The organism is Streptomyces sp. NPDC037290, from assembly GCF_055603245.1.
The window spans coordinates 13,260-28,700 of the sequence record NZ_JBVJVZ010000013.1; the positions used below are offsets into that span (position 1 = coordinate 13,260).

General features: G+C 71.3%; 14 protein-coding genes. 13 read left to right on the forward strand and 1 reads right to left on the reverse strand.

Translation table 11 applies throughout. The features are described 5' to 3' along the window. Window positions 1-54: 54 nt before the first annotated feature. Window positions 55-2,247, reverse strand: coding sequence for an ATP-binding protein (locus ACZ7HQ_RS33030; protein ID WP_470998011.1), 2,193 nt, complete (start codon window positions 2,245-2,247; stop codon window positions 55-57). Between the two features lie 151 nt (window positions 2,248-2,398). Here ACZ7HQ_RS33030 and ACZ7HQ_RS33035 point away from each other — a divergent pair, with 151 nt between their 5' ends. The 13 genes from ACZ7HQ_RS33035 to nusB all read left to right on the forward strand — a co-directional run bounded on the left by ACZ7HQ_RS33035 (window position 2,399) and on the right by nusB (window position 15,325). Then, window positions 2,399-2,833 carry a DUF948 domain-containing protein gene (locus ACZ7HQ_RS33035; protein ID WP_470998014.1) on the forward strand — a complete coding sequence of 145 codons (435 nt, stop codon included), beginning with the start codon at window positions 2,399-2,401 and terminating at the stop codon, window positions 2,831-2,833. 16 nt (window positions 2,834-2,849) lie between these two features. Beyond that, the gene (locus ACZ7HQ_RS33040; RefSeq protein WP_470998018.1) at window positions 2,850-3,212 is read left to right on the forward strand and encodes a hypothetical protein; all 363 of its coding nucleotides are present in this window, start codon (window positions 2,850-2,852) and stop codon (window positions 3,210-3,212) included. Next, on the forward strand, window positions 3,212-5,884 hold the full coding sequence (gene alaS / locus ACZ7HQ_RS33045; RefSeq protein ID WP_470998021.1) for an alanine--tRNA ligase: 2,673 nt from the start codon (window positions 3,212-3,214) through the stop codon (window positions 5,882-5,884). Before ACZ7HQ_RS33040 ends, alaS begins: the two co-directional genes overlap by 1 nt. 37 nt (window positions 5,885-5,921) lie before the next feature. Next, window positions 5,922-6,386 carry a Holliday junction resolvase RuvX gene (gene ruvX, locus ACZ7HQ_RS33050; RefSeq protein WP_031161763.1) on the forward strand — a complete coding sequence of 155 codons (465 nt, stop codon included), beginning with the start codon at window positions 5,922-5,924 and terminating at the stop codon, window positions 6,384-6,386. A 124-nt stretch (window positions 6,387-6,510) separates the two neighbouring features. After that, window positions 6,511-8,172, forward strand: a complete 1,662-nt coding sequence (mltG, locus tag ACZ7HQ_RS33055; RefSeq protein ID WP_470998026.1) for an endolytic transglycosylase MltG — start codon at window positions 6,511-6,513, stop codon at window positions 8,170-8,172. Next, window positions 8,153-8,992 (forward strand): shikimate dehydrogenase, encoded by an 840-nt coding sequence (locus ACZ7HQ_RS33060; protein WP_470998029.1) that lies wholly within the window; start codon window positions 8,153-8,155, stop codon window positions 8,990-8,992. The genes mltG and ACZ7HQ_RS33060 overlap by 20 nt, the downstream gene beginning before the upstream one ends. A 163-nt stretch (window positions 8,993-9,155) precedes the next feature. Next, window positions 9,156-10,340: a chorismate synthase gene (gene aroC, locus ACZ7HQ_RS33065; protein ID WP_470998031.1), complete on the forward strand. Its 1,185-nt coding sequence runs from the start codon at window positions 9,156-9,158 to the stop codon at window positions 10,338-10,340. Beyond that, window positions 10,337-10,855, forward strand: a complete 519-nt coding sequence (locus tag ACZ7HQ_RS33070; protein ID WP_470998034.1) for a shikimate kinase — start codon at window positions 10,337-10,339, stop codon at window positions 10,853-10,855. The genes aroC and ACZ7HQ_RS33070 overlap by 4 nt, the downstream gene beginning before the upstream one ends. Next, a complete protein-coding gene (gene aroB / locus ACZ7HQ_RS33075; protein ID WP_470998039.1) occupies window positions 10,852-11,943 on the forward strand; it encodes a 3-dehydroquinate synthase in 1,092 nt (363 codons plus the stop codon). The genes ACZ7HQ_RS33070 and aroB overlap by 4 nt, the downstream gene beginning before the upstream one ends. A 190-nt stretch (window positions 11,944-12,133) precedes the next feature. Continuing rightward, a complete protein-coding gene (locus ACZ7HQ_RS33080) occupies window positions 12,134-13,033 on the forward strand; it encodes a Pro-rich N-terminal domain-containing protein (protein WP_470998042.1) in 900 nt (299 codons plus the stop codon). Between the two features lie 128 nt (window positions 13,034-13,161). Then, the gene (locus tag ACZ7HQ_RS33085) at window positions 13,162-14,265 is read left to right on the forward strand and encodes a M24 family metallopeptidase (RefSeq protein ID WP_470998045.1); all 1,104 of its coding nucleotides are present in this window, start codon (window positions 13,162-13,164) and stop codon (window positions 14,263-14,265) included. Between the two features lie 56 nt (window positions 14,266-14,321). Next, window positions 14,322-14,888 (forward strand): elongation factor P, encoded by a 567-nt coding sequence (gene efp, locus ACZ7HQ_RS33090; RefSeq protein WP_470998048.1) that lies wholly within the window; start codon window positions 14,322-14,324, stop codon window positions 14,886-14,888. A 2-nt stretch (window positions 14,889-14,890) separates the two neighbouring features. Beyond that, window positions 14,891-15,325 carry a transcription antitermination factor NusB gene (nusB, locus tag ACZ7HQ_RS33095; protein WP_470998050.1) on the forward strand — a complete coding sequence of 145 codons (435 nt, stop codon included), beginning with the start codon at window positions 14,891-14,893 and terminating at the stop codon, window positions 15,323-15,325. The last annotated feature ends 116 nt before the right edge of the window (window positions 15,326-15,441 follow it).

The following is a 15,441-nucleotide window of genomic DNA, read 5'->3' on the forward strand; positions in this document are numbered from 1 at the left end:
TGGGGAGACGGCGGGTTCGTGTTTCCCGGAACGGGTTCGTGTTTCCCGGATCCCTCACGGTCGGGGCAGGTCCGGTCGTTCGGACAGTGCGGGCCGGTGGGGGCTGCTCGCGCGGTTTCGCGCGCCCCTCTGGGCCGCGTCCGCCCCGCGTGGAGCCGGCAGCGCCCCCAACGGTCGTACCACACCGTGCCCCAGCGCTCGGGCCACCGCGTCCGCGCGGTCCAGCCGGGCCCCTTCCCGCACGCACTCCTCGTACCGCGCGTCCCCGAGCGCCTCTCGGGCGAGTGCCTCGCAGCGCTCGTGCGGGGCGTTGTAGTACGCCGAACCGAACAGCGGCAGCCCCACCGACGGCCAGATCCGGCCCGCCGCCCCCTGCAGCAGCGCCGCCTCGGCCGGCTCGCCCTCGGCCGCCGTGACCAGCGCCAGCAGCTCCAGCACCAGCACGGAGCCGAGCAGGTCGTTGAAGGCGTGGGCGTTGCGCAGGCAGTCCGCGAGCAGTTCCCGCGCCCTCGCCTGGGCGCCCGCATGCCAGGCCGCGTACGCCAGCACGTACAGCGCGTAGGAGCGTGCCCAGCGCTCACCGTGGTCCTCGCACACGCTGCGCACGTCCTCGCACAGCCGCACCGCGTCCGGCAGGTCCCCCTGGAAGGCGCGAGTCATCGCCAGTTCCACCTGGCCCATCAGCACATTGCTGTTGAGTTCGCCGATCTCCTGGTAGCGGTGCAGCGCCGACCGCAGCAGCGTTTCTGCACGAGCCATGTCATCGGTGACCAGGGCCAGACAGCCGGTGCGGTGCTCGGCGTACGCCACCGCCGCCGGGTCGGCGGCGCGCTCGGCCTGCTCCCGGCACTCCCGCAGCGCCGCCAGGGCCGGCACGGTGTCGCCCTGGAGGATCGCCACATAGCCGAGCACCCACAACGCCTTCAGCCGCGACTGTTCGTACCCCGACTCCAGCTCCACGCAGCGCGTCAGCCAGCGGCGGCCCTCCGCGAGCCGTCCGCAGCCGACCCAGCAGAACCACAGCGACCCGGCCAGGTACTGGCCCAGATGGGTCTCCTCGGGCACCGTCAGACAGCACTCGAGAGCCGCCCGCAGGTTGGGCAGTTCCACCTCCACCCGTGCGGCGACCTCGCCCTGCCGGGGTGAGAACCAGTCCAGCTCGCACCAGGTCGCCAGGCCCAGGTACCAGTCCCGGTGCCGTCTGCGCAGCCGGCTCGCGTCCCCGATCCCCTCCAGCCATTCGGCGCCGTAGGCCCGGACGGTGTCGAGCATCCGGTAGCGGGGACCGGCCGGCGTCTCCTCGCGGGTGACGACCGACTGGGCCACCAGCTCCGACAGCACGTCCAGGATGTCCTCGGCGGGCAACCCGTCCCCGCTGCACACGTACTCGGCCGCCTCCAGGTCGAAGGTCTGCGCGAACACCGACAGGCGCGCCCAGAGCAGCCGCTCGGCGGGCGTGCACAGCTCGTGGCTCCAGCCGATCGCCGTGCGCAGGGTCTGGTGGCGCGACGGCGGACCACCGGGGACCGGGCGCACGGCGCCGTCCCGGCCGCTCGCGGCCAGCAGCCGGAACCGGTCGTCCAGGCGCTCCACAAGCTGCGCCGGGGACAGCGCCCGCAGGCGCCCGGCCGCCAGCTCCAGCGCCAGTGGGATCCCCTCCAGCCGTCGGCACAGCTCGCGCACCTCGGGACCGTCGGGCGCCTCGAGCCCCTGCTCCCGGGCCCGGTCGGCGAACAGCTCCACCGCCTCGTCCTCGCCGAGCGGCGCCAGCGGGAACAGCCGCTCGCCCGCCAGTCCCAGCGGACGCCGGCCCACCGCCAGGACCCGCAGCCCCGGCAGCTTCCGCAGCAGCTCGGCCGTCAGCCCGGCACAGGGCTCCACCAGGTGCTCGAAACCGTCCAGCACCAGCAGGGCCGGACGGCCGGCGAGATGCTCCAGCAGCGTCTCCCGGGGCGGCCGGGCGGTGTGGTCGGTCAGTCCCAGCGCCTCCGCGACCGCGTACTCCACGAACTGCGGATCGCGCACCGGCGCCAGCTCCACCCGCCCGCACCCGGACTCCCACCCGGCGGCGACCCGCGCGGCCAGCCGGGACTTGCCGACGCCGCCGGCCCCGGTGACGGTCACCAGCCGGGCCCGGCCCAGGACGGTGGCCAGCTCGGCGAGTTCGGCCGAGCGCCCGACGAACGTGGTCAGTTCCAGAGGCGGATCGCCGTCGGAGAGAGCATCTGGGCGCTGAGGACCTCGCATGGGACACGGAGCGTACTGAAGTGTGTTCGGCGCGTACAATCGCTTCCTGCAACTCCGCCCGGCTGCCCCGGTAATCCGGTACGGAGCCCCGGCCCCGGCGCGATAGGCTCGGACACGACTTTTCGATGGTGAGGCACGTTTCAGGGAGCGGGTGCGCACAGTGTCCGGTGGAGAGGTGGCCGGGATCCTGGTGGCCGTCTTCTGGGCGATCCTGGTCTCCTTCCTCGCGGTGGCTCTCGCGAGGCTGGCCCAGACGCTCAAGGCGACCACCAAGCTCGTGGCGGACGTGACCGACCAGGCCGTCCCGCTGCTCGCCGACGCCTCCGCGGCCGTGCGCTCCGCGCAGACCCAGATCGACCGCGTCGACGCGATCGCCTCCGACGTCCAGGAGGTCACGTCGAACGCCTCCGCGCTGTCGAGCACGGTGGCCTCCACCTTCGGCGGCCCGCTGGTCAAGGTCGCGGCCTTCGGCTACGGCGTCCGCCGGGCGCTGGGCGGCCGCAAGGAGGACGTGCCCGCGAAGGCGCCCCGGCGTACGGTGATCGTGGGCCGCACGGTCCCCGCCGCACGACGCAAGCGGAAGTAAGGACTGAGACCGAGCGATGTTCCGCCGTACGTTCTGGTTCACCACCGGCGTCGCCGCCGGGGTCTGGGCCACCACCAAGGTCAACCGCAAGCTGAAGCAGCTGACCCCGGAGAGCCTCGCCGCGACCGCGGCGAACAAGGCCCTGGAGACCGGCCAGCGGCTGAAGGACCGCGCGGTGGGCTTCGCGCTCGACGTGCGCGACAACATGGCCCAGCGGGAGGCCGAGCTGGAGGAGGCCCTGGGGATCGACCAGAACCCCGAACTCCCCGCGCCCCGGAGGCACGCGGCCATCGAGACCAACCACAGCAACCCGAAGTACATCGAGACGTTGCTTTCTTCGCAAGCGAAGCACTCGTACAACCGGAATGAGGACCACTGATGGAGTCGGCCGAGATTCGCCGCCGCTGGCTGAGCTTCTTCGAGGAGCGCGGGCACACCGTCGTCCCTTCGGCGTCGCTCATCGCGGACGACCCGACTCTGCTCCTCGTCCCCGCCGGCATGGTGCCCTTCAAGCCCTACTTCCTGGGTGAGGTCAAGCCGCCGTTCGCGCGCGCCACCAGCGTGCAGAAGTGCGTGCGCACGCCCGACATCGAAGAGGTCGGCAAGACCACGCGCCACGGCACGTTCTTCCAGATGTGCGGCAACTTCTCCTTCGGCGACTACTTCAAGGAAGGCGCCATCAAGTACGCCTGGGAGCTGCTCACCACGCCCCAGGACAAGGGCGGTTACGGCCTCGACCCCGAGCGCCTGTGGATCACCGTCTACAAGGACGACGACGAGGCCGAGCGCATCTGGCACGAGGTCGTCGGTGTGCCGAAGGAGCGCATCCAGCGCCTCGGCATGAAGGACAACTACTGGTCCATGGGCGTCCCAGGCCCCTGCGGCCCCTGCTCCGAGATCAACTACGACCGCGGCCCCGAGTTCGGTGCCGAGGGCGGTCCCGCCGTCAACGACGAGCGGTACGTGGAGATCTGGAACCTCGTCTTCATGCAGTACGAGCGCGGCGAGGGCATCGGCAAGGACAACTTCGAGATCCTCGGCGAGCTGCCGAGCAAGAACATCGACACGGGCCTGGGCATGGAGCGGCTCGCCATGATTCTGCAGGGCGTGCAGAACATGTACGAGATCGACACCTCCATGGCCGTCATCGAGAAGGCCACCGAGCTGACCGGCGTCCGCTACGGCGACGCCCACGACTCGGACGTCTCGCTGCGCGTGGTCACCGACCACATGCGTACGTCCGTGATGCTCATCGGCGACGGCGTCACCCCGGGCAACGAGGGCCGTGGCTACGTCCTGCGCCGCATCATGCGCCGCGCCATCCGCAACATGCGCCTGCTGGGCGCCACCGGTCCGGTCGTCAAGGACCTGATCGACACCGTGATCGGCATGATGGGCCAGCAGTACCCCGAGCTGATCACCGACCGCGAGCGCATCGAGAAGGTCGCCGTCGCCGAGGAGAACGCCTTCCTCAAGACGCTGAAGGCCGGCACCAACATCCTCGACACCGCCGTCACCGAGACCAAGCAGTCCGGCGGCACGATCCTGCCCGGCGACAAGGCGTTCCTGCTCCACGACACCTGGGGCTTCCCGATCGACCTCACCCTGGAGATGGCCGCCGAGCAGGGCCTCGCCGTGGACGAGGAGGGCTTCCGCCGCCTGATGAAGGAGCAGCGGGAGCGCGCCAAGGCCGACGCCCAGGCCAAGAAGACCGGCCACGCCGGTGCCGGCGCCTACCGTGAGATCGCCGACAGGACCGGCGAGACCGACTTCATCGGCTACAGCGACACCGAGGGCGAGACCACGATCGTCGGCATCCTGGTCGACGGCGTCTCCTCCCCGGCCGCCACCGAGGGCGACGAGGTCGAGATCGTCCTGGACCGCACCCCGTTCTACGCCGAGGGCGGCGGCCAGATCGGCGACACCGGGCGGATCAAGGTCGACTCCGGTGCCGTCATCGAGGTCCGCGACTGCCAGAAGCCGGTCCCCGGCGTCTACGTCCACAAGGGTGTCGTGCAGGTCGGCGAGGTGACGGTCGGCGCCAAGGCCCACGCCTCGATCGACGCCCGCCGCCGCAAGGCCATCGCCCGCGCCCACTCGGCCACCCACCTGACCCACCAGGCCCTGCGTGACGCCCTCGGCCCGACGGCCGCCCAGGCCGGTTCCGAGAACCAGCCCGGCCGCTTCCGCTTCGACTTCGGCTCCCCGTCCGCCGTGCCGACGGCCGTGATGACCGACGTCGAGCAGAAGATCAACGAGGTGCTCGCCCGCGACCTCGACGTGCGCGCCGAGGTCATGGGCATCGACGAGGCCAAGAAGCAGGGCGCCATCGCCGAGTTCGGCGAGAAGTACGGCGAGCGGGTCCGCGTGGTGACCATCGGCGACTTCTCCAAGGAGCTGTGCGGCGGCACGCACGTGCACAACACCGCCCAGCTGGGCCTGGTGAAGCTGCTCGGCGAGTCGTCCATCGGCTCGGGTGTCCGTCGTATCGAGGCTCTCGTCGGCGTGGACGCCTACCACTTCCTGGCCCGCGAGCACACGGTCGTCGCCCAGCTCCAGGAGCTGATCAAGGGCCGCCCGGAGGAGCTTCCCGAGAAGGTCTCCGCCATGCTCGGCAAGCTGAAGGACGCCGAGAAGGAGATCGAGAAGTTCCGCGCCGAGAAGGTGCTCCAGGCCGCCGCCGGTCTCGCCGAGTCCGCCAAGGACGTGCGCGGCGTCGCCGTCGTCACCGGTCAGGTCCCGGACGGCACCACCCCCGACGACCTGCGCAAGCTGGTCCTCGACGTGCGCGGTCGCATCCAGGGCGGCCGGGCCGCGGTCGTGGCCCTCTTCACCGTCAACAACGGCAAGCCGCTGACCGTCATCGCCACCAACGAGCCCGCCCGCGAGCGCGGCCTCAAGGCCGGTGACCTGGTCCGCACCGCCGCCAAGACCCTCGGTGGGGGTGGCGGCGGCAAGCCGGACGTCGCCCAGGGCGGCGGCCAGAACCCCGCCGCCGTCGGTGAGGCCGTCGAGGCCGTCGAGCGTCTCGTCGCCGACACCGCCAAGTGAGGGCGAAGTAGACAGCGAAGTAAGGAATCGGTCGGAAATGCGCAGAGGACGTCGGCTCGCGATCGACGTCGGGGACGCCCGGATCGGGGTCGCCTCGTGCGACCCGGACGGGATCCTCGCCACCCCGGTGGAGACCGTCCCCGGCCGGGACATCCCGGCAGCCCACCGTCGGCTGCGGCAGCTCGTCGAGGAGTACGAACCGATCGAGGTCGTCGTCGGGCTCCCTCGCTCCCTCAAGGGGGGCGAGGGCCCGGCCGCCGTCAAGGTCCGCGCCTTCGCCCAGGAGCTGGCCAAGGGCATCAAGCCGGTGCCGGTTCGCCTGGTGGACGAGCGGATGACGACCGTGACGGCCAGTCAGGGACTGCGCGCCTCCGGCGTGAAGTCGAAGAAGGGCCGCTCGGTCATCGACCAGGCCGCGGCCGTCATCATCCTGCAGCAGGCCCTGGAATCCGAACGGGTGTCAGGTAAAGCACCCGGCGAGGGCGTCGAAGTGGTCATCTGATCGCGATACGGTAACGTTCCGCGCGATGCGCCGGTGTTCGAACAGCCGACGCACAACAAGAGGCGGAACGGAAGCGGGGCCCACCGGCCACGTGACCGGTCGGCCTCGCGGCTCTAGGGGATCGATGACTGAGTATGGCCGGGGCCCAGGCCCCGAACCGTGGCATCCGCAGGACCCGTTGTACGGGGACGGCGGATGGGAAGGGCAGCAGACCCACGCGGGTCAGCAGTCTGCCTACGGCGGCCAGCCGCAGCACTACCCGCAGCAGCCGCAGCCCGGCGACTGGCACCAGGAGCAGCAGTCCTGGTACGGCAACGAGCAGTACCCGTTCCACGGCGAACAGGGCCAGCAGCAGTTCAGCGGCCACCCCCAGCAGCCGTACCAGCACCAGGGTGGCTGGGACGCGACCGGCACCCACGGCCAGTCGCCGTACGCCGCCGACCCCGGCGACCCGTACGGCCAGCAGCCCGTCGCCTACGGCGGGGAGCAGCCCGACTTCTACGGCACCGAGGACGCCTACCCGCCGCCGGTTCCGCCCAGCCGCAGGAGCCCCGAACCGGAACCGGAGGCCGCACCGGCTGAGGCCGAGGAGGAGCACCCCTTCTTCACCGCAGGCGGCGGCGGGGACGACGACGGCGAGGAGCACGAGCTCCAGAGCCGCCGCGACCGACGCGCCAAAGGGAAGAAACCCGCCAAGAAGGGCCAGAAACGACGCACCGGATGCGCCTGCCTGGTGGTCTGCCTGGTGTTCGGCGGCGGCCTCGGGGGGGTCGGATACTTCGGCTACCGCTTCTACCAAAATCGTTTCGCCCCGGCTCCGGACTACGCGGGCGACGGCACCGCTGAGAAGGTGACCGTCGAGATCCCGAAGGGCGTGGGCGGCTATGAGATGGGCCGGCGGCTGAAGGAAGCCGGTGTCGTCAAGTCCGTCGACGCGTTCGTGCACGCGCTGGCGCAGAATCCCGAGGGCGACAGCATCCAGGCCGGTGCCTATGTCCTGCACACGGAGATGTCCGCCACCAGCTGCGTGAAACTGATGCTGGACCCGCGAAGCCAGCACAATGTCGTAGTGAGGCCCGGCGAGCGCAACGCGAGCGTGTACCAGGAGATCGACCAGAAACTCGAACTCGCCGACGGCACCACCAGGAAGGTGGCCCAGCAGCAGTACAAGAATCTCGGGCTGCCGGCCTGGTCGCAGAACAACAGCGATATAAGGGACCCGTTGGAGGGTTTCCTCTTCCCGGCCACCTATCCGGCCGCCAAGGGCATGAAGCCGGAGGCCATCCTGAAGCAGATGGTCACCCAGGCCAGGTCCAGGTACGACGCCTACGGCCTCACGGCGAAGGCCCGCGCTCTGGGCCTGAACAATGCGTTCCAGCTGGTCACGGTCGCGAGCCTGGTGCAGGCGGAGGGCAAGACGCACGACGACTTCCGCAAGATGGCGGAAGTGGTCTACAACCGCCTCAAGCCCACCAACACCGAGACGAACCAGCTGCTGCAGTTCGACTCGACGTACAACTACCTCAAGGGTACGAGCAACATCCACATCTCCGAGAAGGAGATCAACAGCAACCGCAACCCGTACAACACGTACACCCACAAGGGCCTTCCGCCCGGTCCGATCGGCAACCCCGGCGAGGACGCGATCAAGGCGGCACTGAATCCGACCCACGACGGCTGGATCTATTTCGTGGCGACCGACGGCACGACCAACACCGAATTCGCCAAGACATACGAAGAATTCAAGCAGCTCAAGGACAAGTTCAATGCCACCTCGGGCAACTGATGCCCGCCGGGCCGCCGTGCTCGGTAAGCCCATCGCCCACTCCCTCTCCCCGGTGCTGCACCGGGCCGCGTACGACGAGCTGGGGCTCACCGACTGGTCGTACGACCGCTTCGAGACGGACGAGGCCTCTCTGCCCGGCTTCTTCGAGAAGCTCGGGCCGGAGTGGGCGGGACTGTCGCTGACCATGCCGCTGAAGCGGGCGGTCATCCCGCTGCTGGACGAGATCAGTGAGACGGCCGCCTCCGTGGACGCGGTCAACACGGTCGTCTTCACCGAGGACGGTCGCCGTCTCGGGGACAACACCGACATTCCCGGCATCGTGGCCGCCCTGCGTGAGCACGGCATCGAGCAGGTCGACTCCGCCGCGATCCTCGGCGCCGGCGCCACCGCCTCCTCCGCGCTCGCCGCCCTGGCCCGGATCTGCACCGGCGAGGTCGTCGCCTACGTCCGCAGCGAGGCCCGCGCCGCCGAGATGCGCGGGTGGGGCGAACGGCTCGACGTGGAGGTGCGCACGGCGGACTGGGCGGACGCCGCGCAGGCGCTGCGCGCTCCGCTGGTCATCGCCACCACGCCCGCCGGCACGACCGACGCCCTCGCCACCGCCGTACCCGAGCGCCCCGCCACCCTCTTCGACGTGCTCTACGACCCCTGGCCCACCGAGCTGGCGGCCCGTTGGTCCATGTTCGGCGGCGCCGTGGTCAGCGGGCTCGACCTGCTGGTCCACCAGGCCGTCCTCCAGGTCGAACGGATGACCGGCCGCTCCCCGGCGCCCCTGGAGGCCATGCGTCACGCCGGCGAGAAGGCGCTCGCCGGTCACTGAGCCGTCACCGACGCGTCCGCCTGCTGGACCGGCGGCCGGACAACGCCCCCGGTCGTGGGAGGATCGGAGGTGGCGTACCGGGGTCGCGCACCCGGTCACGTCGTCGCCGTACGCGATGACGCGCGTACGCAGCAGTACCGGGCGCGAACACTGAGGAGCACCGTTGAGCAGGCTGCGTTGGCTGACCGCGGGGGAGTCCCATGGGCCGGCACTTGTCGCGACGCTGGAGGGGCTTCCCGCCGGCGTGCCGATCACCACGGAGATGGTGGCGGACCACCTGGCGCGGCGGCGGCTCGGCTATGGCCGTGGTGCACGGATGAAGTTCGAGCAGGACGAGGTCACCTTCCTGGGCGGGGTCCGGCACGGTCTGACCCTGGGCTCCCCGGTGGCGATCATGGTGGGCAACACCGAGTGGCCCAAGTGGGAGCAGGTCATGGCGGCCGACCCGGTCGACCAGGAGATCCTGGACGGCCTGGCCCGTAACGCGCCGCTGACCCGGCCCCGGCCCGGCCACGCCGACCTGGCGGGCATGCAGAAGTACGGCTTCGAGGAGGCCCGCCCGATTCTGGAGCGCGCCTCGGCCCGCGAGACGGCGGCCCGGGTGGCGCTGGGCGCGGTGGCCCGCTCCTACCTGAAGGAGACGGCGGGCGTCGAGATCGTCTCGCACGTCGTCGAGCTGTGCTCCGTGAAGGCTCCGCGGGGCGTCTACCCGACCCCGGCCGACGTCGGGAAGCTGGACGCCGACCCGCTGCGCTGCCTGGACGCGGACGCCTCCAAGGCCATGGTCGCGGAGGTGGACCAGGCCCACAAGGACGGCGACACGCTCGGCGGTGTGGTCGAGGTGCTGGCGTACGGCGTTCCGGTCGGGCTGGGTTCGCACGTGCACTGGGACCGCAAGCTGGACGCCCGTCTCGCCGGTGCCCTGATGGGCATCCAGGCGATCAAGGGCGTCGAGATCGGTGACGGCTTCGAGCTGGCCCGGGTGCCCGGCTCCCAGGCGCACGACGAGATCGTCAACACGCCCGAGGGCATCCGGCGCGTCTCCGGCCGCGCGGGCGGTACCGAGGGTGGCCTGAGCACGGGCGAGCTGCTGCGGGTGCGGGCGGCGATGAAGCCGATCGCGACGGTGCCGCGGGCCCTGCAGACTGTGGACGTCACCACGGGTGAGGCGGCGCAGGCCCATCACCAGCGCTCGGACGTCTCCGCGGTGCCCGCCGCGGGTATCGTCGCCGAGGCCATGGTCGCGCTCGTCCTCGCGGACGCGGTGGCGGAGAAGTTCGGCGGCGACAGCGTGGCCGAGACCCGCCGCAACGTGCGGTCCTACCTCGACAACCTGCGGATCCGGTGAGCGTCGTGCCTGCGGTCGTCCTGGTCGGGCCGATGGGCGTCGGCAAGTCCACGGTCGGCCGGCTGCTGGCCGAGCGCCTCGGCCTCGGCTACCGGGACACCGACGAGGACATCGTGGCCGCCGAGGGCCGCACCATCGCGGAGATCTTCGTCGACGAGGGCGAGCCGGTCTTCCGGGCGATCGAGAAGCGGGCGGTGCACGCCGCGCTCGCCGGGCACGAGGGCGTCCTCGCCCTCGGCGGCGGCGCTGTCCTGGACGCCGACACGCGCGCGCTGCTCGCCGGACACCGTGTGGTCTACCTCTCGATGGACGTGGAGGAGGCCGTCAGGCGCACCGGCCTGAACGTGGCCCGGCCGCTGCTCGCGGTCAACCCGCGCAAGCAGTGGCGGGAGCTGATGGAGGCGCGGCGGCACCTGTACGAGGAGGTCGCCACCGCCGTCGTACCGACGGACGGCCGTACCCCCGAAGAGGTCACCCAAGCGGCCCTCGACGCACTGGAGTTGAAGGAAGCATGAGCGAGTCAGTCACTCGGATCCAGGTCGCCGGCACCGCGGGCACCGAGCCCTACGAGGTGCTGGTCGGCCGTCAGCTCCTCGGTGAGCTGGCCGCGTTGGTCGGGCCGAGGGCCAGGAGGGTGGCGGTGATCCACCCGGAGGCGCTGGCCGAGACCGGTGACGCGCTGCGCGCGGACCTGGCCGAGCAGGGCTACGAGGCGATCGCCGTCCAGGTGCCGAACGCCGAGGAGGCCAAGACCGCCGAGGTCGCCGCCTACTGCTGGAAGGCGCTGGGCCAGTCGAACTTCACCCGCACCGACGTGATCGTGGGCGTGGGCGGCGGTGCGACCACGGACCTGGCCGGGTTCGTCGCGGCGACCTGGCTGCGCGGGGTGCGCTGGATCGCGATCCCGACGACGGTACTGGCCATGGTGGACGCGGCGGTCGGCGGCAAGACCGGCATCAACACCGCCGAGGGCAAGAACCTGGTGGGCGCCTTCCATCCGCCGGCCGGTGTGCTGTGCGACCTGGCGGCGCTGGACTCGCTGTCGGTCAACGACTACGTCTCCGGGCTCGCGGAGGTCATCAAGGCCGGTTTCATCGCCGACCCGGTGATCCTGGACCTGATCGAGTCCGACCCCGAGGCCGCCCGGACCCCGGCGGGTCCGCACACGGCGGAGCTGATCGAGCGGTCGATCCGGGTGAAGGCGGAGGTGGTCTCGAGCGACCTGAAGGAGTCGGGTCTGCGGGAGATCCTCAACTACGGCCACACGCTGGGCCACGCCATCGAGAAGAACGAGCGCTACACGTGGCGGCACGGCGCGGCGGTCGCGGTCGGTATGCACTTCGCGGCCGAACTGGGCCGTCTGGCGGGCCGTTTGGACGACGCCACGGCGGACCGGCACCGTACGGTCCTGGAAGCGGTCGGCCTGCCCCTGCACTACCGCTACGACCAGTGGCCCAAGCTGCTGGAGACGATGAAGGTCGACAAGAAGTCCCGCGGTGACCTGCTGCGCTTCATCGTCCTGGACGGCCTGGCCAAGCCCACCGTCCTGGAGGGCCCCGACCCGGCCGTCCTGCTCGCCGCCTACGGAGAAGTCGGCCAGTAGGCCGCCGGCGGGGAGCGGTCCGGTACCTCCCGGGCCGCTCCCTCCGTCCGATTTCCTTTCCGGAGCGGGCACTTCGGACCGCCCCCGGTCGTTTCACCAAACGACGGCGGGGGACGGTACCGTTCGGTAGGCAGCGGGTCTCAACCCCGCTGCCAGCGCAAACAGCCTGCACGAGACGGAGTGGCAACGGATGCAGCACGCAGTGGGGTCTCCGCTGCCGCCGCCCCACCAGCCGGGGCACGGGCCGCAGGCCGGCTGGGCGCCAGCCGCACACCACCCGGGCCCGCACCCGGGAGCCTCCCATGGAGCCGGCCCCGTGCCCCCGCCGCCGGGTTTCCCGGCCCCGGCCCGCGCCGTCCCGCCGACGCCCCCGCAACCCCCCGCGCCCCAGCCTCCGGTCGTGCAACCCCCGGCCCCGCAGTCCGCCGCCGCACCGGCGCCCGACATCACCGGGCACGTCCCGCTGCCGCCCGGCGGCCCCGTCGGCGTGCCCACGGCGCCGCCGGCTCATGCCGCGGCCCCCGACCCGGCGACCACCACGCTCGCCGTCCTGCTGATCGGCCCGGCCGGAGCGGGCAAGACCAGCGTCGCCAAGTACTGGGCCGACCACCGCCGCGTGCCCACCGCTCACATCAGCCTGGACGACGTGCGTGAGTGGGTCCGCTCGGGCTTCGCCGACCCCCAGTCCGGCTGGAACGACAACTCCGAGGCCCAGTACCGCCTGGCCCGCCGGACCTGCGGTTTCGCCGCCCGTAACTTCCTCGCCAACGGCATCTCCTGCATCCTCGACGACGCCGTCTTCCCGGACCGCCCGGTCGTCGGCCTCGGCGGCTGGAAGCGGCACGTCGGCCCCGGGCTGCTCCCGGTCGTCCTCCTGCCGGGCCTGGACATCGTCCTGGAGCGCAACGCCGAGCGCACCGGCAACCGCCGTCTCACCGACGAGGAGGTGGCCCGCATCCACGGCCGCATGGCCGGCTGGTACGGCTCGGGCCTCCCGATCATCGACAACTCCCAGCTCGACGTCCCGGCGACGGCGAGGGTCCTGGACGAGGTCCTGTCGCGGGCCATAGCGAGCCCGCCGAGCTGGTGATCAGGGGGCGCGGCAAGCCGCGACGGACCCGCACCCGGCGAACGACCGCACCACCCCCCACCTGCCCGGCAACCCCACTCGGCCCCCACGAATCGGCACAACCCGCACAAAACTCCTACGCTCATCTCATGTCAGAGGTGTACGCGACCCGCCGATCCCGGCTGAGAGACCACTTCACCGCGGCCGGCACCGCGGCAGCGCTCGTCACCCGCCCGGCCAACGTGCGCTACCTCGCCGCCGCGGCCCCGCAGGGCGCCGCGTTGCTGCTCGGCAGACGCGAGGACCTCCTCGTCTGCGCCGGCCCGCCCGACGACCGGCCCTACGAGGGCCGGCCGGACGAGAATCTGCGCCTGCACGTCCTGCCCACCGGCGGCGACGCCGCCGTAGCGGCGGCCGACGTCGCCGCGACGCAGGGGGCCGACTCGCTGGCGGCGGAGGAACACCACCTCACCGTGGCCCGGCACAGAGCCCTGGCCTCGGCCGCCCCGCGTCTTCGCCTCACCGACCTCGGCGGAGCCGTCGAACAGCTCAGGGTGGTCAAGGACGAGGAGGAGATCTCCTGCCTCCGCATCGGCGCCGAGATCGCCGACCAGGCCCTCGGCGAGCTGCTGGAGTCCATCCTGGTCGGCCGCACCGAGCGGCACCTCGCGCTGGAGCTGGAGCGCCGCCTGGTCGACCACGGCGCCGACGGACCCGCCTTCCCCACCTCGGTCGCCACCGGGCCGAACTCCGGCCGCCGCGGCCACCGCCCCACCGACCGGCGCGTGGAGGAGGGCGACTTCCTCACCGTGTGCCTGGGCGCGACCTACCGCGGCTACCGCTGCGAGATCGGCCGTACGTTCGTGATCGGCACCTCGCCCGCCGACTGGCAGATCGAGCTGTACGACCTCGTCTTCGCCGCCCAGCGCGCCGGACGCGAGTCCCTGACGCCCGGCGCCGGATACCGTGACGTGGACCGTGCGGCGCGCCAGGTGCTGGACTCGGCCGGCTATGCGGAGGCCCTGCCACCGCTGACGGGACACGGCGTCGGACTGGAAATCGACGAGGACCCGCAGTTGGCGCCCGCGGCCATGGGTAAACTGGACGCTTGCGTGCCGGTCACCGTCGAACCGGGGGTCCACCTCCCGGGCCGGGGCGGCGTCCGGATCGATGACACGCTCGTCGTACGCCCAGAGGCGGACGGCGGACCCGAGCTACTCACCATCACGACCAAGGAGCTGCTCGCGCTCTAGCCTCGCGCTGTGCGCATGCCCCGGGGTCGTACGTCAGTCCAGGAGATTCCGCAACCGTGGCTTCCACGAACGACCTCAAGAACGGCATGGTGCTCAAGCTCGAAGGCGGCCAGCTCTGGTCCGTCGTCGAGTTCCAGCACGTCAAGCCCGGCAAGGGCCCCGCCTTCGTGCGCACCAAGCTGAAGAACGTGCTGTCCGGCAAGGTGGTCGACAAGACCTTCAACGCCGGCGTCAAGGTCGAGACCGCCACTGTCGACAAGCGCGACATGCAGTTCTCGTACATGGACGGCGAGTACTTCGTCTTCATGGACATGGAGACCTACGACCAGCTGCACATCGACCGGAAGTCCGTCGGTGACGCCGCGAACTTCCTGATCGAGGGCTTCACCGCCACCGTCGCGCAGCACGAGGGCGAGGTGCTCTTCGTCGAGCTGCCGGCCGCCGTCGAGCTGGTCATCGCCGAGACCGAGCCGGGTGTCCAGGGCGACCGCTCCACCGGCGGCACCAAGCCCGCCACCCTGGAGACCGGTCACCAGATCCAGGTCCCGCTCTTCATCACCACCGGTGAGAAGATCAAGGTCGACACCCGCACCAGCGACTACCTCGGCCGGGTGAACAGCTAACCGTGGCTGCCCGCAACACGGCCCGCAAGCGCGCCTTCCAGATCCTCTTCGAGGGCGACCAGCGCGGCGCCGACGTCCTGACGGTCCTCGCCGACTGGATCCGGCTGTCCCGGTCCGACACCCGGCAGCCGCCGGTCAGCGAGTACACGATGCAGCTGGTCGAGGGCTACGCGGAACACGCGAGGCGCATCGACGAGCTGATCGCCCAGTACGCGGTCGGCTGGACGCTCGACCGGATGCCGGTCGTGGACCGCAACCTCCTGCGGCTGGGCGCGTACGAGCTGATCTGGGTCGACGAGACCCCGGACGCCGTCGTCCTGGACGAGATGGTGCAGCTGGCGAAGGAGTTCTCGACGGACGAGTCGCCGTCGTTCGTGAACGGCCTGCTGGGCCGCTTGAAGGAACTCAAGCCGTCCCTGCGCCGGGACCAGGCCTGACCGCCCGGTACGACATCGGGGGGGGGGGGGGAGGGGGGGGGGTGGGGGGGGGCGGTGGGGGGGGTGGGGGGGGGGGGCTCGGTGTCCCCTCCCCCTACCCTTCTCTTTTCGTGGCG